This window comes from Idiomarina sp. UBA3176 (genome assembly GCF_002364295.1).
In the GTDB taxonomy this organism is placed as follows: Bacteria; Pseudomonadota; Gammaproteobacteria; order Enterobacterales; family Alteromonadaceae; genus Idiomarina; species Idiomarina loihiensis.
Genome location: NZ_DEXU01000003.1, coordinates 91145 through 109678, shown reverse-complemented (window position 1 = coordinate 109678; position 18534 = coordinate 91145). Strand labels below are relative to the sequence as shown.

General features: G+C 43.8%; 18 protein-coding genes and 1 pseudogene. 11 read left to right on the top strand and 8 right to left on the bottom strand.

Translation table 11 applies throughout. The features are described from left to right. Positions 1–208 precede the first annotated feature (208 nt). From B2U97_RS01470 to B2U97_RS01455, 4 genes are all read right to left on the bottom strand, one after another. On the bottom strand, positions 209–574 hold the full coding sequence (locus B2U97_RS01470; RefSeq protein ID WP_114981218.1) for a hypothetical protein: 366 nt from the start codon (positions 572–574) through the stop codon (positions 209–211). A gap of 125 nt (positions 575–699) precedes the next feature. Next, a complete protein-coding gene (locus B2U97_RS01465; protein ID WP_286824772.1) occupies positions 700–1932 on the bottom strand; it encodes a PepSY-associated TM helix domain-containing protein in 1233 nt (410 codons plus the stop codon). Positions 1933–1944: 12 nt separating this feature from the next. Next, the gene (locus B2U97_RS01460) at positions 1945–4098 is read right to left on the bottom strand and encodes a TonB-dependent siderophore receptor (protein WP_286824776.1); all 2154 of its coding nucleotides are present in this window, start codon (positions 4096–4098) and stop codon (positions 1945–1947) included. A 335-nt stretch (positions 4099–4433) separates the two neighbouring features. After that, entirely contained in the window at positions 4434–4610 is a 177-nt protein-coding gene (locus B2U97_RS01455; protein WP_153849213.1) for a DUF6435 family protein, read from the bottom strand. A 581-nt stretch (positions 4611–5191) separates the two neighbouring features. Between B2U97_RS01455 and B2U97_RS01450 the strand changes: the two genes are divergently transcribed. Continuing rightward, positions 5192–6142 carry an alpha/beta hydrolase family protein gene (locus B2U97_RS01450; protein WP_286824791.1) on the top strand — a complete coding sequence of 317 codons (951 nt, stop codon included), beginning with the start codon at positions 5192–5194 and terminating at the stop codon, positions 6140–6142. Positions 6143–6177: 35 nt separating this feature from the next. Here B2U97_RS01450 and B2U97_RS01445 read toward each other — a convergent pair whose 3' ends face one another. Further along, the gene (locus B2U97_RS01445; RefSeq protein ID WP_286824794.1) at positions 6178–6876 is read right to left on the bottom strand and encodes a GOLPH3/VPS74 family protein; all 699 of its coding nucleotides are present in this window, start codon (positions 6874–6876) and stop codon (positions 6178–6180) included. 250 nt (positions 6877–7126) lie between these two features. Here B2U97_RS01445 and B2U97_RS01440 point away from each other — a divergent pair, with 250 nt between their 5' ends. Together B2U97_RS01440 and B2U97_RS01435 are read left to right on the top strand one after the other, a co-directional pair. Beyond that, the gene (locus B2U97_RS01440) at positions 7127–7675 is read left to right on the top strand and encodes a nucleotidyltransferase family protein (protein WP_286824800.1); all 549 of its coding nucleotides are present in this window, start codon (positions 7127–7129) and stop codon (positions 7673–7675) included. A gap of 62 nt (positions 7676–7737) precedes the next feature. Continuing rightward, entirely contained in the window at positions 7738–8691 is a 954-nt protein-coding gene (locus B2U97_RS01435; RefSeq protein WP_286824804.1) for a glycerophosphodiester phosphodiesterase family protein, read from the top strand. A gap of 37 nt (positions 8692–8728) precedes the next feature. On the opposite strand, the gene B2U97_RS01430 is transcribed toward B2U97_RS01435, so the two are convergent. After that, a complete protein-coding gene (locus B2U97_RS01430) occupies positions 8729–9928 on the bottom strand; it encodes an aspartyl protease family protein (RefSeq protein WP_286830174.1) in 1200 nt (399 codons plus the stop codon). A 190-nt stretch (positions 9929–10118) separates the two neighbouring features. On the opposite strand from B2U97_RS01430, the gene B2U97_RS01425 reads away from it, so the two are divergent. The 3 genes from B2U97_RS01425 to B2U97_RS01415 all read left to right on the top strand — a co-directional run bounded on the left by B2U97_RS01425 (position 10119) and on the right by B2U97_RS01415 (position 12436). Beyond that, positions 10119–10928: an AraC family transcriptional regulator gene (locus B2U97_RS01425; RefSeq protein ID WP_286830172.1), complete on the top strand. Its 810-nt coding sequence runs from the start codon at positions 10119–10121 to the stop codon at positions 10926–10928. A gap of 31 nt (positions 10929–10959) precedes the next feature. After that, positions 10960–11364, top strand: a complete 405-nt coding sequence (locus B2U97_RS01420; protein WP_286830170.1) for a hypothetical protein — start codon at positions 10960–10962, stop codon at positions 11362–11364. 79 nt (positions 11365–11443) lie between these two features. Continuing rightward, entirely contained in the window at positions 11444–12436 is a 993-nt protein-coding gene (locus B2U97_RS01415) for a S41 family peptidase (protein WP_286830168.1), read from the top strand. 43 nt (positions 12437–12479) lie between these two features. Here the strand turns inward: B2U97_RS01415 and B2U97_RS01410 are convergent, their stop codons facing one another. Next, on the bottom strand, positions 12480–13595 hold the full coding sequence (locus B2U97_RS01410) for a DEAD/DEAH box helicase (RefSeq protein ID WP_286830167.1): 1116 nt from the start codon (positions 13593–13595) through the stop codon (positions 12480–12482). A gap of 279 nt (positions 13596–13874) precedes the next feature. On the opposite strand from B2U97_RS01410, the gene B2U97_RS01405 reads away from it, so the two are divergent. The 5 genes and pseudogenes from B2U97_RS01405 to B2U97_RS01385 all read left to right on the top strand — a co-directional run bounded on the left by B2U97_RS01405 (position 13875) and on the right by B2U97_RS01385 (position 17767). Next, positions 13875–15031, top strand: a protein-coding gene (locus B2U97_RS01405; RefSeq protein WP_411155751.1) for an IS3 family transposase whose coding sequence is annotated in 2 segments (ribosomal slippage) — positions 13875–14109 and positions 14109–15031 — 1158 coding nt in all. Because the reading frame shifts where the segments join, the coding sequence is not laid out codon by codon here. Next, positions 15031–15720 (top strand): RHS repeat-associated core domain-containing protein, encoded by a 690-nt coding sequence (locus B2U97_RS01400; RefSeq protein WP_286830166.1) that lies wholly within the window; start codon positions 15031–15033, stop codon positions 15718–15720. Before B2U97_RS01405 ends, B2U97_RS01400 begins: the two co-directional genes overlap by 1 nt. Before the next feature lie 340 nt (positions 15721–16060). Continuing rightward, positions 16061–16189: pseudogene (locus B2U97_RS01395) on the top strand (RHS repeat-associated core domain-containing protein); the annotation flags it as partial. Positions 16190–16207: 18 nt separating this feature from the next. Further along, positions 16208–16699, top strand: a complete 492-nt coding sequence (locus B2U97_RS01390; protein ID WP_286830178.1) for a hypothetical protein — start codon at positions 16208–16210, stop codon at positions 16697–16699. Between the two features lie 453 nt (positions 16700–17152). Next, complete coding sequence (locus tag B2U97_RS01385) at positions 17153–17767, top strand: RHS repeat-associated core domain-containing protein (RefSeq protein ID WP_286830164.1); 615 nt, start codon at positions 17153–17155, stop codon at positions 17765–17767. A gap of 353 nt (positions 17768–18120) precedes the next feature. Here the strand turns inward: B2U97_RS01385 and B2U97_RS01380 are convergent, their stop codons facing one another. Next, the gene (locus tag B2U97_RS01380) at positions 18121–18366 is read right to left on the bottom strand and encodes a hypothetical protein (RefSeq protein WP_286823929.1); all 246 of its coding nucleotides are present in this window, start codon (positions 18364–18366) and stop codon (positions 18121–18123) included. Positions 18367–18534 lie beyond the last annotated feature (168 nt).

The following is an 18534-nucleotide window of genomic DNA, read 5'->3' as shown; positions in this document are numbered from 1 at the left end:
TTCTTAACTGATCGGCATTAGCCTTCGAGCCGGGTTTTTTGTTGCTGGCTCTGAGGGAATAAGGAATCTGCATCACGGAGACGCTACGAGCACGTCCGTGTGCGCTTGTCTCAGGCCATCCTTTGCCTTCGACACTACGTGATGCCGAGTCCTTCTTCCCTTGCCTAGCAACAAACTCCGCTGCTCTGGCGAAGGTTCTTTCTGAAAATTAAATTAATACGGAATTGAACAGCAGGGCGGGCATAAAAAAGCTGAAGGAGAAGGCCATTGAGCCTGTAATAGCAAGCGCGGCGCAGCAGAATGTTGCCTGGGTAATAAACACAGATGGCTTGGTCGACGCGCTTTGCGTGAACGACAGATAAGCGGTAAATAGCTTAACTTCTAGTTCGCTGTATTTAGCCTGGAGCCACAGCAAAGTGGGTTTGAGGTACAAAAGTAAAAATGCGAAAGCGACTTCAATGCCACCAAATTGAACCAGCATAGCAAACTCGGGAGCAAGCAGTGCTAAAGCCATTAGAACAACGCCAGCTACCGCCTTTTGTAAAAAGGTTAAATCTTCCCACTTTTTCTTCATAAAATCCCTTTAATAAACAGCCTACTATGGCTGGAATCCTTATCTGATAATTATTTTAAGTTACACTAAACTTTGTTCGTTGTACAGATTGCGACCATTTGTAGGTTTAGTGTTAAGGAATAAATTTACTCTGAGTAGTTAGATTTTTTGGTTTTAAGCTGTTCAAGCTGCGGAGAAATTGACGTGGAGGTGTTGCTGTATTCGTCGAAGACAACGGTGGTGTAGATGAGTGCTACAACGCTTAGTACAAGCGATAAACTGCCGGTAATTCCCAGCCATTTGGCGGTGTTTGGGTCGCGTTTTTGAGTCCGTAAATAGTGCATTCTCATTCCGCCTGCAACTAATGCCACTAGCATAAGTCCGAAGAAGGCGTAAATAAGTTTTACGGTCAGTCCGGAGAAGTCACCAAAGTGGAGTGGGTCGGCTGTATCTGAAATTCTGGCGACAATACCTAAATTGCCGGCGTACTGAGTTCCTGCAATCTCTCCGGTAACCGGGTCAAGATATACTCTGTTAGCGCGGTCACGCACCAGTATTGAACCATTTTGTCCGGTAAAAGACATGGGTTGGTTGTATTGGTGCGGATAGTAGAATCGGGTAATGTCCATATCTGGTCGGGCGGCTTGCGCAATACTTACGAGCTCCGTGAGTGAAAGCGCGGGTTGTTGCTGTTGCGCTTTGGTATGCTCAATTTTTGGTGCTGCCGGGTAATGTTCAATGTCAAAATTGAACATCATATGTTCGGCTAAATACCATATTCCCGTAATTGTAATAGTAGCGATAAACCACCAACTCCAAAGCCCCATCCATTTGTGCCAGGAGGACCACTCCGTTCGTTTTTTCCAACTGAGCTTACCGGGTTTCGCGAGAAATCCGCGCCACCATTTTCGGTAAACATAAAAGCTGGAAATAAGCGAAATAAGAAGCAGGAGGCTGGTGAGGGTAACAATGTATTTACCTATGCCACCCATAGACAAATACATGTGAATGTCGCGTAAGTAGCGTGAAACTTGCCCCCAGCCACCTTCACCCAGTAATTGTCCGCTGGCCGCATCGAAATAAACAAAGCGAAAGCCATTTGGGGTCATTAAACGGACTTCGCCGGAGAGGTAGTCTTGCGAGTGCACCTGCGCCCCTAAAATATGGCTCTCAGGGTAGTTTTCACTCAGGCTAGACTCTAGCTCTTTCCAGGCCACCGGGCCTTCACGTTCTTCTAGAGCCCGGTATTTTTCGTCACTAAGGTATTGAATTTCGTAACTCAAAGTAGCTAAAACGCCAGTGATACAAATGAGCAGCAGAAGCCCCGCAAAGGCGAAGCCAGCCCAGGAATGAAATTTGAACCACTGGCGGTTAGTCATTGAGCAAAGTCCTTAAAAACGATATTTAACCGATGCGTAAATGCGACGAGGTTCGCCCGGGAAGTGTCCGGTACGGGTTAAGAAGCCGCTTGACGCATATTCCTTATCAAATAAGTTTTTGATATTAACCTGAACTAACCACTGGTCAAACTCTGTCTGCCAGCTGACATCAAACACTGTGTAGGGTTTAACTCGTTGAGCGGGGTTCGAAAAGCTTATTTGCTCGCTCACGTAATCCATACCACCGCTGATAGAGGAGTTCAGTGCAGGTAAATCGTAGCGTGTCCATACGCCCATTTGGTGCATGGGAGCGTTTGCGAACTGGTCACCGACTGCGTTGGTAATACCCTGGCCAGGTACGGTTTCTACCACTTTTGCGTCGTTGTATGCATAGTTAGCATTAATGACCCATTGGTCGGTAATGTCGCCCAGCACATCAATTTCAAACCCACGGCTGCGCACTTTGCCTACGTTGCCTAAAACATTGCGACCGTCTTCGCTGACTTCACCGGTTGCCTGCAAAATGTTTTCGCGGTTAATTTCGTAAACTGCGGTGCTGACGCGAATGCTGTCGTTAATCAATGACCAACGGGCGCCCAACTCCTTAATATCCGATTGTTCCGGCTCGAAAGGACCGCCAACCTCTGATTCCTGATCACCGGCAGACTGTGGTGAGAACCCTGTACCGTATAGCGCATAAGCCCGAACCCAATCAGCAAATTCGTAGGTTCCACCAATACGGTAGGTTAAGTCACTGTCATCAAAATCTGCTGCATTGGTCTCGTCTTCAAACTGGTCGTAACGCAAACCCAGTAACAGGTTTACTTTTTCGTTAAACGAAATTTGATCTTGCAGGTAGAAGCCGTCGCGCTGAGTTTTGGTAACTCTTGGGGTCGCATTTTCTAATGCGGTAGAGTAGGGGCCTGAGGTCAGTCCGTAAACTGGGTTATGGATCTCTAAATTGGGAACTTCGCCAGGGTTTGCGTTGTTGCCAATAAAGGTGTTGTCTGCCGTATAACTTTCGGCCCCCATTAACACAGTATGTTCCAGACCTGAAATATTGAGTTCACCAATTAAGTTACCTGTAACACTGGTGGCTTCGTTTTCACGATACTGATTACGGAATTGTCGTTGACTGTAAACCGCCTCTCTAGGGTCGTCCACAGGATTTAAGTCGGCATCAAGTAGACCGCGAGGTTCGTGATAATTCTGACGCTCGGTGTTCTCATAGTGACGAACGGTTAAATCGCCGCGCCAGTTAAGCGAAAAGTCGTTATTAATGCGAGCCTGATAAACGGTAGCTTCTAATCTTTGGAAGTCGCTCGCTTCGTTATGGTTCCATTTACGGTCGGTGACAAAGTTACCGTCATTATCAACCGGCACGCCGCGGAGGCGAGCGCCCTGGTAGTCTTGCTCATAGTCGGTTAGCTGAAGAATGACTTCGCTGCTGCTTCCGATATCAAAAGCGTAACCTAAGTCGAGAATTTTATTGGTTTGCTCTGTGTTATAGCGAAACGGTTTTTCGTTATCGTAATAGTAACCGGCACGGTAACGCTGCGAAGCATCTTCTGTGAGCGGTCCGCTTAATTCAACAGAACCGCGTTTGTAGTCGTAATTTCCGAGCCCCAGTTCAATGGAACGCTCCGCTGTTGCTGTTGGCTTTTTAGTCACATAGTTAATAACGCCGCCGGGCTGACCGCTACCAAACATGGCACCACTTGGGCCTTTTAACACCTGAGTTTGTCCAATGTTGAATAACTGCGGAACGGCGAATCCGTTAAAGGGGTCACCGCGAACACCGTCATAGAAAATGTCATCCTGACGGAAACCACGGAAAGTAATGGTGGAGTAACTGAACGAATTCACACCACTGATACTGCGATACAAATCTGTTATTTGGCGGGCGGCCTGATCTTTCATGAGTTCTTCGGTCAGCACCTGAACGCTTTGTGGAATTTCTTCAATGGGCGTATTGGTGCGTGTAGCAACACTGCTTGAGTCCTGACGGTAAAGCGTCTGGGCTCGGCCTTTAACGTTAATGTGCTCAATGTTCTCTTGAGAGCCAGTTGAGTCTGATTCCTTTGTTGTTTGTGTTTCTTGTGCCAGCAATGGTGTGCTTGTCATACCGGCCAGAGTCAGTGCGATAAAGCATTTTGTCAGTTTCATTGATACCCCCGTGAAATGTCGGAGGAGGATCATAAATGAGAATGATTTGCGTTTCAATGTAAAGGTGAAATAAGTTTTCAGTTTATTTGTATACAGGTGAGATAAGAGCTTTAGAGTGTGTTGATGGTGGTCTTGGTAAAAAACGTTCCCTAGCCGCAGCTAGGGAACAAATTTGCACTTCCAGGGAGAGGAAAAGCAAAGACCTGTATAAGCAACACTTAAGAGTGCTTAAGTAATTGCGGGTTGGATCATAATGAGAATTATTACTATTTGCAAGTTTGTTTTAATGTTTTAGAGAAAAGCGGGTTGCTAGTTAGCAACCCATAACCGCAAGCTTACTTATTCTGACTTTCCAGTGCCTGAATCTTATTCCAGAGTTCGTCTGCTTGTTGGCTGATATGCGAACTATCGCGAATGTTTCCGTTACGCTGCATTTCCATGGCTTTTTCTTGCAGTTGCTTTAGTTCTTTGCGCATTTTCTTCGTAGGGTCTGATTTAAAAAGTCCAAACATTAATGATTGCCTTAAATTATTACGTGTATCCAGCAATACGATAAAACCTGATTAAAAGTTTATTTGTCGCTTAGGGATTTGAACTTTAGGCGAGTCCATATAAAGCTAGTTATCGGAATTAATACCAAAATACCTAGACCAAAGAATAGCCAACTGGTATTAGCTGTCCAGGCACCTTGTTCTTCTTTATATGATGCAAATATACCCGCACAGAAGCCCATAATGAAGCAGGCTATTGTGATGTTCTTCCAAAGCTTTGGGGCGACAATTTTCTTTTTACAGTTTGGGCATTTGTAGTTCCATGGGTTAATGTTTTTAAAGCTTTGTAAGAACGTCATGCTCTCGTTGCACTCAGGGCAAATCGGTCGTTTACTCATACTTTGTCTATCCTTGTACTTTTTATCGTTAATTTAACAAGAATTAGAACTTGATGTCATCACCGCTGCTATTTTATCTAAAATTTGCTAGAAAATTTATATAGTTAGTTATAAAAGAACTAATAACAATATTTTGAGTCAGATAACATTCCATCGCTATCACGCGAATCACACTCTAAATTATGGCAATCTGAGACTGAAAAAATGATAAGGAACATCACAAAATTAGCTTTAATGTTTATTCCGTTAATATTTTCAGACAGCTCATTGGCGAATGAATCTGGCGATATTCTTAGAGAAAAAAAGTGCCTCGGGGATACTTATGAAGAGGCAAAGTACTCAAGAATAAACAAAAAAGAGTTCCTGGATTTAAAAGCTAATTTTACCTGTAAGGTCATTGTCTACCAAAGCGGCCAGTATCCTGTTGGCGGAATACTGTTAACTCCTAAAACTGAGAATGACCAAAAAGTGCCTGCGGTCATTTTCAATCGAGGAGGTAATGGCCGTTTTGGGGCTCTAAACTACTCCAGTATTTTCCTGCATTTGAAACCTATAGCAGAAATGGGCGTTGCTGTTTTAGCCACTCAATACAGAGGTGGAATGGAGTTAACTGATGGACCGGCTGAGAGTGTTGATGAGTTTGGCGGGAGCGATGTGAAAGACGTTATTAATATTGTTCGGCTAGCCTCTCAGTTGCCATACGTAGATGAAAACCAAATTCATATGGTTGGGTTTAGTCGGGGAGCAATGTCGGCTTTTATATCACTAAAAGAACTGAGCAATATAAAATCATTGACGGTTCTTGGTGGCCCCTCGGATTTATTCAAAACACTTGAAGAAAGGCCTGAAATGGAAAAGGTCTTCGATTATAGAGTCCCCAGTTTCACGAGTAACAAAGAGTCGGAATTAAGGAAGCGCTCAGTAGTGTATTGGCTAGATGAGCTGCCTGGTGAATTACCCATCCTCATACTTCACGGAGCCAAGGATGAAAGGGTTTCTGTGGAGCAAGCAAAGATCTTAGCGGATAAATTATCCGATATTAATCATCCCCATAAGCTGGTTATTTATGATGATTACCACGGTTTACCGTTTTCGCAAGGTCTAATGTATAAAGAGATAAACGCCTGGATAACGGGAGAACCCAAGGCAGAATAAACGGTAAACTAGCCTGCAACGGCAACCGTATTTTTTTAACAGGAGCTTGGGCTCGATGTCACTGTTGCTGCAGTTATAGCCGGCATGATGGCAGCTATCATAACTGCTGCTTCTATAGCCTGGATCGCTTCTTTTGCGGCTTTGGATACCAGTTCGCCGTTTTCTATTTGCTTGATGCGGTGTTTACGATCTTTCAGCTCTTGCTTGCTAAATACTTGAGGTAAAAGTGATGCGCTATTGGCTAAAGCAATGGTAATAGCTATTCGCGGCTCAATATCGTTTTCATCACTCAGTACTACATTGCGCATTTCCTGACGCAACTGTTCTTCAGGCTCAGGATTCACCTCTGGGTATACACGGCGCTCAAACAACCACAAGACTTTCTCTTTCTCTGACGCCACTATTCCGTCAGCAGCGAGTGCCTGCGCTACTTTGTGTTTAAGGTCTTTAATGCCAGCGAGTTTTTCTACCCAGTATTCTAATTGGTATTGCCACTTTGTGTCCGAGATCTTTGTTAACGCTTCATCTAATAACGAGTCACCTGTTCGGCTGTCGTTAACTAACGTGACTTTTTCTTTATTGCCGTCATCAACTTTTATACGTCCAAGCATCAATAACTCGGCAGCTAGTGCAGCCGCGGTCGCATATTCTACATACGCGCCGTTCATGGTGCCTTTTTCCTCGCACAACGCGAGCAGCACAATAGCTTCGTAAAGCTTTAAGTTGTCCGGCATTCGGTACCTGCTTAATAATAGTTGTGATTGATATTATTCATATAAGCATTTTGGGTCGAGTCAGGCAAGGCTTAGACATAGCTGGTATAGGAGCGGTTTGTTGGTAAGTGTTTGAATTACCGTTTTAATTCGTTTAATGTCAGTTACATAACGAAATTAAAATTAGCGTTATCGGTGCGATGCAGAATGCCGTCAGTAATTGGTCGAGTTACTAAGTACGTATGCACAATATATAAATATCAGGCATCCAATGGACTACGAAGAACAGCTCAAAAAATGGATAAAAGAAGACTCGGAACGCATGGAGGTACTTTATTTGGCTGCTGAACTGCGCCTGCCGGACTGGTGTCTCGCTGCAGGCTTTGTCCGCAATCTCGCGTGGGACAAGATGCATAATTTTTCATCTGCAACGCCGCTTAACGATATAGATTTAATCTACTTCGATCCTAAGGATATCGGCAAGGCTAGAGATCGCGTTATAGAAGATAAGCTCAGCGGCATCTCTGATTTTCCCTGGTCGGTAAAGAATCAAGCGAGAATGCATGAGCGGAACTTGGATAAACCATATACGTCAGCTTCAAACGCTATGAGTTACTGGATTGAAGTGGAAACAGCTGTCGGAGCTAGGTTGGATGATAATGGGGAGGTCACCATTGTTGCCCCTTTCGGCGTCGAGCCTCTATTTAATTACTCCATTACGCTGAATAACAAGAGGCCCAAGCCAGTTGATTTTAGAAAGCGCATAGCTGAAAAAAGATGGTTGGAAATTTGGCAGAAACTAACGGTGAAAAGTGCTTAAGCAAACGCTGCATATGACAATCCCGTGAGTGCGGCATTAGCATTCCGCAGTAAGGAAATACTGTGAAAAAAATTATAATTACTTTGTCGCTTCTTATTCTATTGATAGTTATAGCTGGCATTTCTAACGCGTACTTGTTTGTTCCTAGTCTAAAGAGAGAGGGGGAGGTCGTTGCTTACCGTGCAGGGGGAGGCTCGGTAAATTATAGCAAATTGAATGAGACAGGTTGTACCGCAAAGTCTTTGCTGGAGTCCGAAGTCGGTACAGTTGAGAACACTCTAGAAGCAGCCTCTACATCCGTTCAAGCCGGAACCGATGTTCTTCATCTTAACGTGCACCGGACACTAGATGATCAACTGGTCGTATTTCACGATTGGACTTTAGATTGTGCGACCAATGCCAGCGGTCAGATAAATAAAACCTTGTTCCGTGATATACAAAAAGTTGATGCTGGATTTGGGTACACGTTTGATGACGGCGCAACATTTCCTTTTCGAGGGTTAGGCTTTAGAATTTCTAAATTAGATGAGTTCGTTAGCCGGTTTCCAGAATATGAATTCTGGTTAAACTTAAAAGATAACGATGAGCACTCATTTGATGTTCTATATCGTTACCTTGCCAGTAAACCTTTTACTCATGCTCAAGATGTTTTGGTGATCACCTCCTCAAAAGGCATTAACTGGTTTCGAAAAGCAGATTCATTAATCCCGGTAGTAAGTGTTGACGGCGTTAGAAGCTGCGGAGTTGACTACTTGCTGCTGGGGTGGGCTGGCATCGTGCCTGAATCATGTAAGAACACAACGCTCCTGATTCCGCCGTCGAAGGCAAAGTACTTTTGGGGATATCCAAAGAGATTAGCGGCCAGACTTCAAGAGCATGGAACGGAAGTCTATCTTTGGTCCAAGCACAAGCCTGTTGATGAAAGATTTGCAAATGTCGTAGCAGAGGGTGTCGGAGTAGTAACTAGTGACAACGGTTTTATGAGCAAAGTAAAAGCTAATAAGAGCGTCAATTAGGACGCTCTAAACTTCCTATAGTAAAAGCTAAAGTCAGTTATAACGAGATGCGATCTTTTAGCTTTAAATCGCCGCATTCTGTTCGGCCGCTTGTTTTCCAGCATAGATTCACGAATGGCTCATCACTGCTTAATAACGCGCGCAGCTCATCAAAGTTGTCTTCAGTTATTTCTTCGCCGTTAATTTCTCTCATTATCGCTGGTGCAGTAATTCCAAGTTCTGCTGCATGAGAATTTTCTGCTACCTGTTCTATTAGGCCTCCCAGACGGTGTGGCTCCATTACCAAGCCACTGCGGTCAATATAAGTTTGATTACTAAACAGCTTATTTTTTACGAGCGTAATAGTGCCTTCCTCGTAATTAAAATGGACATCAAATTTCCGAAGCAGCCCGCTGCCTATTAAACCAACTCCGTGAGAGTCTTTAAAATGCGGTAAATCATGTGCTGCTACATTTTGAAATTCCGCATCGCCCAGTCCAAAGAAGTCGATGCGACTGGTTTTAAATACCTCTTTGCCGTCAAAGTTTTGTGTTTGAGTTTCAAAATATTCCACTGGAAACTCTACACCATCTGCCAATTTTTCATTCAAATAAACATAGTCAGGGGCACCTGTGTCTACCACAAAAGCATATTTTGTCTTAACGTCGTCTTTGTTTTTCATTGTGGCATCAACGTAAGGAATTCGGCCATGAATCGACAATGGTAAAGTAATGCTGTTTTCGTTGCTGAATGCACTTTTCGTGTCTCTTTGAGAGAACTGTAGGGACTGTTCTGAGAAAAGAACCGTTATATTGAAGTGGTTCAGTAGGTCGTAGCCAATCGCGCCGTCAAAATAAGCTGTGTCATAGTCATTGAATAACGGGTTTTGCTCAATAGGGACGTGGATAAAGGTCAATTCTGAAAGCTCTAGTTCTCCAATTTGTATAACTCCATTATTAACCACGTTGACTTGCCTGCCCTGAAGATCAAGCTGTCTTTCCACATCTAACGGCAGGTTTTGAGTTCGGGGAGTATCAAAAATAACGGTCGCAGCGGCAGCTGAATCAAAAGCGAGCCTTAGAGGTTCGGTATCATTTACGTTTACTTCAATAATGATATGGCCGTCATGCCAAACGAAGGGAACTTTGAAGCTTTCTTCTTTACTTAACCATGTTTGCGACGCCAGAGCATTGCCGCTTTGTAGGTTGATGATCCCTTTGGCTGAGCAACTTGCCGTTAATAATGCGACGGTTACCACTGCAATCAATTTAGCGAAAACGACGTAGTGTTTAATCAAGATATATGCTCCCAATGAATGTTTGGGCTATAGTAGCTCGGCTAGCCTATATGTTATTGAACGATATTGCGATTATATGAATAAAGTGACATGAGGCATTAAAAAGGCTTTGTCATAGCTTGAAATGAGTCAATTCAGGAGTACCGCAGGGATGGGGAAGAACAAGAGTTGGGTGAGCAGAGCCGACGGCGAAACAGAACGAATCGAAGCCTGTTTTAGTGGACTTGCTTATGCACCACACAGCCATGACACATACACTTTAGCTTTAACGACACAAGGTGTTCAAAGCTTCAATTATCGCGGTGAATTACGACACTCCCTTCCCGGTGAAGTGGTGATACTGCATCCTGATGAAACTCACGATGGTCAGGCCGGGACAGATGACCCTTTTGCTTACCGAGCGATAACCATTGATCCTGTTGACGTGCAAAATATATTGCAAGGCTTCAGCCTGCCATTTTTGGACGGAGGAGTAACAAAGCAGCCTCAGTTTATTGAAATTGCGAAAAAGCTATTATCTGAATTTAATCGGCCGCTGGAAAAGTTAGAGCATCAGGATCTTATTTATGCTTTTGCCAACTGTTTACAGCAGACTACGTCGAACAGTATTAAGCATACTCAAGCAAACTACCATGCAATGAAGCGAGTGCGCGAATATATTGACGATATCATTACCATAGATTCCAGTTTACCTGTCGACATTACATTGGATGAACTGGCTGTGATTTCCGACTATAGTAAGTGGCAGGTAACACGCGATTTCAGAGCTCTATATGGCACCACCCCTTATCGCTACGTAACCCTGAAACGCTTACAAAAAGCAAAAGCTTTAATTGAGTGTGGCATACCATTGTCTCAAGTGTCATTCAGCAGTGGTTTTGCAGACCAAAGCCATATGACGAGACATTTTAAAAAATGTTTTGGCACAACCCCGAAAACCTGGGCAAACTTGAGTCAGTGATGTTCAAACTTAATATAGAACGAGACTTATAATGGTTAATTCAGCCAGAAAATATGCCTTTCAGGCTGTTAAGGTCACAACTACTGCGATAATGCTGTATGTGTTCTGCTGGCTGTTTTTTACTAACCCGGACTCGACCACCAATACGCAGTTTGCGGTTGCCGACACATTTATTACTTCTCAGGCAAATGACAACACTGCTGTCTCGGCTTCACCATATTCCAGCGCGAGTCAATTTGAGCACCATAAACAGTCGGCAAATTGGCAATTCGAGCGTGTTGATGAAACTAAGTTCAGCGCGCTCGTTGCTAATATTTATTTGCTCACCGAACCTATTCCTATTGATTGGTTTTTAATAAAGCCATCAAGTCGTTTTCACCTGTCCGGATGGAAAGACGTTGGCATACAATTCAAAATCAAGAACGCCTTTATCTGAATCCATTAGTTCCTAAACGAATAACGAAAACTGGACTGGTTCAAGCCAGCCGTTACTAATGGATTTTAAAGGTAAACTTATGAAAAGTATTTTGCTTAAACCGTGCAGACTTATTGCTCTGCTACTTTTGCTTATTTCTCTGCTGTCCAATTCTGAACTCTCTCAGGCAAATGAGAACAACCTGTCGTCAGAACATGTTCGTCAGCTGATGACTAAAACGTTCGATGTTATGCAGGATAACTACATAGAACCGGACGTGGTCCCCGAATTAAGGGAGTTATTTCTAAACAAGCTAGAGTTGGGACAGTACGATTCGCTGACGTCTCTTGATGACTTCGCGCACGTATTGGGACAAGATTTACGAGCAGTTACGGGCGATAACCATCTAAGTTTGTATACCGTTAACCCAGACGAAGAAATTACCCATATATTGACCCATAAAGAAGGGAAGTTAACCAATAACTATGGGTTCGAGGAAGTGCGTTACCTGAGCGGTAACATTGGCTATTTGAAGTTTAATAAGTTTTCGCCGGACAAGCAGACCAGAGACGCCGTTGACGCAAGCTTCAACTTTCTGGAGCAGAGCGACGGCATCATCATTGACTTGCGAGATACCGTTGGCGGTTCGCCCGATTTAGTTCAGTACATGTTGAGCTATTTTCTGCCCGACGAAACGCCTCTTTGGTATGTGCTTGATTCTGTAAACGAGAAGACGGCAGAGATTTCAGCATCTGATACCGCAGCTCACCAAGGCTTTCGCGGTGACTTTCCGGTTTGGATATTAACCAGTCGCAACACCGCCAGTGCTTCTGAAATTTTCGCCGGTGTTTTACAGGCTAATTCAAAGGCCGTGTTGGTTGGTGAAACCACCGCCAGTGCCGGTTTTTATGTTGGAGTGCGCCGAATTACTGACACGCTTGCGTTCCGTATCTCATTATTTAAACCGATAATAACGGCAACCGGGAAAAACTGGGAGCGCACGGGAATTATTCCGGATATTGAAGTACCTGCTATGGATGCTTTAGACCGTGCTCATGAACTGAGTGCTAAAACTATCCGCGCTGATCTTTAGTCGAAGCCGGCGTCGTTCCAATAAGTTCGACGTCGGCAAAGCCTTACAGCTCGCGCTGCTCAATCCGCTCCCCTATAAGATCCTCAATGGCCTTCAGCGCTTCAGCGTCCTCGTCCGTTACCAACGATATAGCATGACCGGTTTGGCTTGCGCGGCCAGTGCGACCAATACGGTGTATGTAGTCTTCCGCAACGTGGGGGAGGTCGTAGTTGATCACGTACGGCAGCTTTTCAATGTCGATGCCGCGTGATGCGATATCGGTGGCGACAAGCACCTGCACTTTGCCACTTTTAAAGTCAGCCAGCGCTTTGGTACGGGCACCCTGGCTTTTGGCGCTGTGAATAGCCGCTGCCAAGAAGCCGGCTTTATCCAGCTGTTTGACTAACCGGTTAGCGCCTTGCTTGGTGCGCGAAAACAGAAGCACCTGGGGTAAGTTAAGACTTTTCAGTAGCTTTAATAGCAGCCCCAGCTTTTGGCTTTTTTGTACTTCACACACTGTTTGCTCAATAGGCTCGGCTGTGGAGTTGGGTGGTGCCACGGCAACTTCTACCGGGCTTTTCAGCAAGCCCTTAGCCAGCGTACGAATGTCATCGGAAAAGGTTGCCGAGAACAGAAGTGTTTGGCGCTTAGCCGGAAGTAACTTAATAATTTTCTTTATGTCGTGAATAAAGCCCATGTCGAGCATACGGTCGGCTTCATCTAACACCAGCACTTCTAACTTGGGGAAACGAACCGCGTTTTGTTTGTATAAATCCAGCAAGCGGCCTGGCGTCGCCACCAGAATATCCACGCCTTTACGAAGCTTCATCATTTGCGGATTAATTTTCACACCACCAAACGCCACCGTATAATTCAGTGGCAGACCCGCACTTAAGTTCGCAACGTTTTCACCCACCTGAGCAGCTAGCTCACGAGTGGGCGTTAAAATAAGCGCACGCGCTGTGTTTGCCTTCGCACGTTCGTTACTTTTCAAAAGTTCTAAAATAGGCGCCGTAAAGGCCGTTGTCTTTCCCGTGCCCGTTTGTGCCGCCGCCATGACATCTTTCTTCGCCAGTACCAGCGGAATAGCCTGAGCCTGAATGGGGGTAGGCTCGCCGTAATCCTGACGTGCAAGGGCAGTAAGGGTTTCAGGAGAAAGTCCGAGATCAGAAAAAGTCATGTATTAATAAGCAACTCAATGGTGATGATTATTGGCATTCTACCTGAGAGCCGTGGGTGCTGCATTTCATTTAATTGTTGGGTAAGGTCTGAATCCAATAGGGGCTCTCGCTCAATTTAAATGTTTTATCTCTGGGTTGCTTTATTGTTGTAAAAGAGTAGTTTAATTGGTTGATAATTAATCTAACCAGGGAACGGCATGTAATGAAACTTTCCAGTGAATCGCCACTGATTTGATAGACACCTCATAGCCATAGATAATGGCATAAAAGAGGTGCTTATGAGTAATAAACGATACCCTGAAGAATTTAAGATCGAAGCTGTCCGACAAATTACCGACAAAGGTTATTCTGTTGCCGATGTTTCGAGACGAATAGATGTTTCCGTGCACAGTTTATACGCCTGGGTTAAAAAATATGGCCCTGACGCGGAAAAGCACGAGGCTAACAATGAAGAGCAGGCTGAGTTAAAGCGCTTAAGAAAAGAGCTGCAGCGTGTCACTGAAGAGCGTGACATATTAAAAAAAGCCGCGGCGTACTTCGCGAATCAGTCCGACTAAGGTACGCCTTCATTAAAGACCACAAGGACTGTTGGCCTGTGCGTAAATTATGTCGCTTACTGGATGTTCATCACAGCGGCTATTATGCGTGGCTTAAAGAGCCACGCTCTCACCGACAGAAGTTAGATGAGCGACAAACAGGACTTATTAAACAGTTCTGGCTTGAGTCCGGTGGTGTTTACGGTTACAGAAAAATACACAGCGACCTGCGCGAATATGGCGAACGAATTGGTATCAATCGAGTTCACCGTCTGATGAAACTGAGTCAACTTAAAGCTCAGGTTGGTTACCGTAAGCCTCGTCATCGCGGTGGTGCTGTACACATCGTTACGCCCAACAAACTAAACCGGGTGTTCAATACTGAACACCCCAATCAGGCCTGGGTAACGGATGTCACCTACATCAAAACCCATGAAGGGTGGCTCTATTTAGCGGTTGTTGTTGACCTGTTCTCCCGGCGAGTCATTGGCTGGTCAATGCAGCAGCGAATGACAAAGGAGTTAGTTCTTGATGCTCTACTTATGGCGGTCTGGCGAAGAAAGCCTAAACACAGAGTTGTCGTGCATTCCGATCAAGGCAGTCAATATACGAGTCATGACTGGAGCTCATTCCTGAAAAGTAACAATCTGGAAGGAAGCATGAGTCGTCGAGGAAACTGCCATGATAATGCCGTTGCTGAGAGCTTTTTCCAGTTACTTAAACGAGAACGCATTAAGCGTAAAGTGTATTCAAACCGGGCTGAAGCTCGTCGTGATGTGTTTGACTACATTGAGATGTTTTACAACGTGAAACGCCGGCATAGTTCCAATGATCAGTTATCGCCGGTAGAGTATGAAAAACGATTTGAAAAAACGGCTACTGAGTGTCTAGTGAACTAGTGGCGATTCAATTAATGTATATGCAGGCACGATACTATGATCCAGTCATAGGTCGTTTTTATTCGAATGATCCGGTTGGGTACACATCTGCCAACCCAGTTATGTCCTTTAATCGCTATATGTACGTTAATAACAATCCATATAAATATACCGACCCTGACGGTGAGTTCTTGTGGGGGGCAGTTATTGGGGCAGGGGTTGAGCTAATTGCTCAGGTGGCAACAGGACAAGATATAAATTTTACAGATATAGCTATTGCAGGTGCAGTTGGTGCTGTAACTGGTGGGTTTGCTGGCAGAGCTGCTACACAAGCAGTGAAGGGAGCTATAACTGGCTCAAAGGCTGTTGCACAAACAACCGCAGTCAGCGGTGCAGCTAATGGTGCTGGCTCAATTGCTTCCGACTTAGCAAATGGGCAAGAAATCGATCTGACAAAAGCGGCAACAAGCACAGTTGCTGGAGGTGCGGGTGGTTTTGTTGGCGCAAAAGGAGCCAATGCCATTACAAATAAACTAGATGATTTATCTAATGCAGGTGGTATTAGTTCTCAGATATCAAATACGACAAGAAGTAGCTATGTTGGCTCCAACGTTAGTGAGCAACTTACCTCAGGTGGCTCTACTGCTGCTCCTGCGGCGGCTGATGCTGCCCTCTCCGTAACAAATAAAGAAATTAACAAGGAGCACTAGGTGACGTTTTTCAAGTTTTACAAAAGGCAGTTGCTCTTTCACTTAGTAGTAGGAGGCTTTGCTGGATTAGTTATCGGTATAGGTTATAGTCCACTACGTGGTTTGTTTTTTCTAGCTGCCTACAATGTGCTAATGGCGCTAATTGCAGCAAACACATATCGAGTATATAAAAAAAGATATGATACATAGTTGATAAAAAGAAAATTTGAATCCAAAGCCTCGCCCTCGGAAGGTTTTTTTGGTGCTCAATGCAGTAGGCTTCAATAATTAAGCTATACTGCTAACGCACTGTATTAGTTTAATTTTATTGATGTTTTACTATGGCTCGTAGTGTCGATTAATGTATATGCAGGCACGATATTATGATCCAGTGATTGGGCGGTTTTATTCGAATGACCCGGTTGGATTTAAAGGTGTCCATAGCTTTAATCGGTATTCTTACGCAAATAATAATCCGTACAAGTATATTGATCCCGACGGAAGAGAAGTGAAACTTCAGTGGCATGAAGTTTCTATAGCAGGCATAGGGTCAGGAAAAAATCATTCTTTGTTGACTATCATACCGAATGAGCCAAGCCACTTTAATAATGCAAAAAGGATATCTTCAATAGGTCAGTTGACTAATTCTCAGGGACAGAAATATGGGACAATGGGGGCTGGCCCAAATGGGTCATGGAATTTAGAGAGTAACTACAACAGATCGAGCGATGCGGCTGAACATACTGGCGGAATAACTATTACTCCACCTAATGGAATGTCAGAAAATGACTTCGTTGATAATCTAATGCAGCTGGATGCTAACTATCAAGATAATTTGGAATACTCGTTTGATCCCAACGGTAGTGATACGTTTAATTCAAATTCATATGTTTCCGGTTTACTCAATGCAGCCGGTGTGGATATGACCAATATAAAAGTTCCAGAAGGCCAAGGTTTTGACAAACCAGTTCCAAAAGAAAAATTTGAGAAAAAACAATAATGATTAAACTTCTAAAGCATTTCTTTTTAACATGCACAGTGATAAGTCTTGGAGCTTCCGTACTTATTGAGTCGTTTGACTTGCAATATGATGATGGTAGTTTTGGAGGGGTACTTTTTTTTATCTCTTTTATTACTGGCTTTATTCGATTTCTAGTGCAAGACATTTTGAGCTCTATTTCTATAAATATACAAGGGGTGTTTATTGAGTCAATATTGTCAGTGTTCTTGGCGATATTCTTAGATTTTTGTATGCGTATCGTAGTCCATAGGTATTGTAAGCGAAAAACGATTCATCCATAGTAAAGATGGCTCTTTGAATCCAAAGCCTCGCCCTCGCGGAGCTTTGTTTTTTATGCTCAATGCAGTAGGCTTCAATAACTAAGCTATACTGCTAACGCACTGTATTAGTTTAATTTTATTGGTGTTTTACTATGGCTCGTAGTATCGATTAATGTATATGCAGGCACGATACTACGATCCAGTAATTGGGCGGTTTTATTCGAATGATCCAAAGGGTACAGCATCTTTCCTTTCTGAAGGTAAAATTCAAGGGTTCAATAGATATGCATACGCTGCTAACAATCCTTATAAATATGTTGACCCAGATGGAAGAGACTATGAAGAAACCTTCTTGTCGCTAAAAGTACCGTTCGTAGGAGCTGTAGATGTTGGAACTGTAGGCTTTAAACCTAATGCTAGCGGCCAAGGGAATACTACTTCTGGATTGTTCGTGCGATTTAGCACGAGTGCTTCAAATGTTGATTCAGATGTCACCAAAGGCGTTATAAAGCAGAAAGGAGCGATTGCTGGATTGACATTTGGCAAGGGAGCTGGAAGTAATACCGATCAGAACTTTGATGCTCCGTCAGCTTCTCTTGATGTGGGAGTTGGCGTAGGGACAGTCAGTATTGGGGATGCATCTAGCTCAGAATCTAGCGCCACAGTAGAAATTGGCCCCTCACTAGGCGCTGACGCCACCGTCAGTAAATCTTTTACATTGACAGGAAATGATGTCAAACAGGCGGCTCAGGAAGTAAAGTCAAAAATAGAAGAATTAATTAGGTGATACTATGGCAAGACACAATCAATTTAAAGCGATTTTGATAGCTTTAATAATCTGTATTATTGGTTTTAACTTTGTAAAAATCGGGGGAGAGTTTTTTTTCAATCCCTTTTATATATTGAGCTTTGTATTCGCAATAACACTGATTGTTAAGTCAATAAATTATGTTTGTCCTAGCTGTCAGAAAAACCAAGTAATCCGCTCATTTCTAAGTTATCGACTTCCAAAAGCTGAATGCTATTTTTGCAATTGTAATTTAGAAAAGGAAAATTAACTCTAACTTGATCGATTTGAATCCAAAGCCTCGCCCTCGCGGAGCTTTGTTTTCTTCTCACATCAAGCCAAGTTGTAGCTGTTCAATATTCAGATGAGGCGGTGCAAGGTTTCGTGTCAATGCCATGCTTGGTGGCAAAAGACATCAGTTTCTTATCGTAAAAGTCTATATCCCGTTGGTAGCGGCAAAAGAATTTTATGGCTGCATTCTCTTCATCATAGATAGCCCGAATATCGTTTTCCCCGGCATCAATCGAGAAAGTTCCATCGTCTAGCTGATAAGCGGATTGGCCTCCGGCAAAGCTCTCTTTGGTCAATGAAGATAGCACGTCTTCAACTCGCTCTGGTTGCTATTGCGGCCTATCGATTATAGACAATAACCAGATCTGAAAGTCGCTTTTTCTGTCAGCTTCTTTAGGGGAAACGGTTGCTGATATTAGTGGTGGGGCTGGGAACTTTGAACACTTTTTTATCGTGCCTTGGTGAACGGCTTTGCT

Coding starts and splice junctions, on each gene's coding strand:
- B2U97_RS01470 (WP_114981218.1), bottom strand. CDS start 574: ATGAAGAAAAAGTGGGAAGATTTAACCTTTTTACAAAAGGCGGTAGCT.
- B2U97_RS01465 (WP_286824772.1), bottom strand. CDS start 1,932: ATGACTAACCGCCAGTGGTTCAAATTTCATTCCTGGGCTGGCTTCGCC.
- B2U97_RS01460 (WP_286824776.1), bottom strand. CDS start 4,098: ATGAAACTGACAAAATGCTTTATCGCACTGACTCTGGCCGGTATGACA.
- B2U97_RS01455 (WP_153849213.1), bottom strand. CDS start 4,610: ATGTTTGGACTTTTTAAATCAGACCCTACGAAGAAAATGCGCAAAGAA.
- B2U97_RS01450 (WP_286824791.1), top strand. CDS start 5,192: ATGATAAGGAACATCACAAAATTAGCTTTAATGTTTATTCCGTTAATA.
- B2U97_RS01445 (WP_286824794.1), bottom strand. CDS start 6,876: ATGCCGGACAACTTAAAGCTTTACGAAGCTATTGTGCTGCTCGCGTTG.
- B2U97_RS01440 (WP_286824800.1), top strand. CDS start 7,127: ATGGACTACGAAGAACAGCTCAAAAAATGGATAAAAGAAGACTCGGAA.
- B2U97_RS01425 (WP_286830172.1), top strand. CDS start 10,119: ATGGGGAAGAACAAGAGTTGGGTGAGCAGAGCCGACGGCGAAACAGAA.
- B2U97_RS01420 (WP_286830170.1), top strand. CDS start 10,960: ATGGTTAATTCAGCCAGAAAATATGCCTTTCAGGCTGTTAAGGTCACA.
- B2U97_RS01415 (WP_286830168.1), top strand. CDS start 11,444: ATGAAAAGTATTTTGCTTAAACCGTGCAGACTTATTGCTCTGCTACTT.
- B2U97_RS01410 (WP_286830167.1), bottom strand. CDS start 13,595: ATGACTTTTTCTGATCTCGGACTTTCTCCTGAAACCCTTACTGCCCTT.
- B2U97_RS01385 (WP_286830164.1), top strand. CDS start 17,153: ATGTATATGCAGGCACGATACTACGATCCAGTAATTGGGCGGTTTTAT.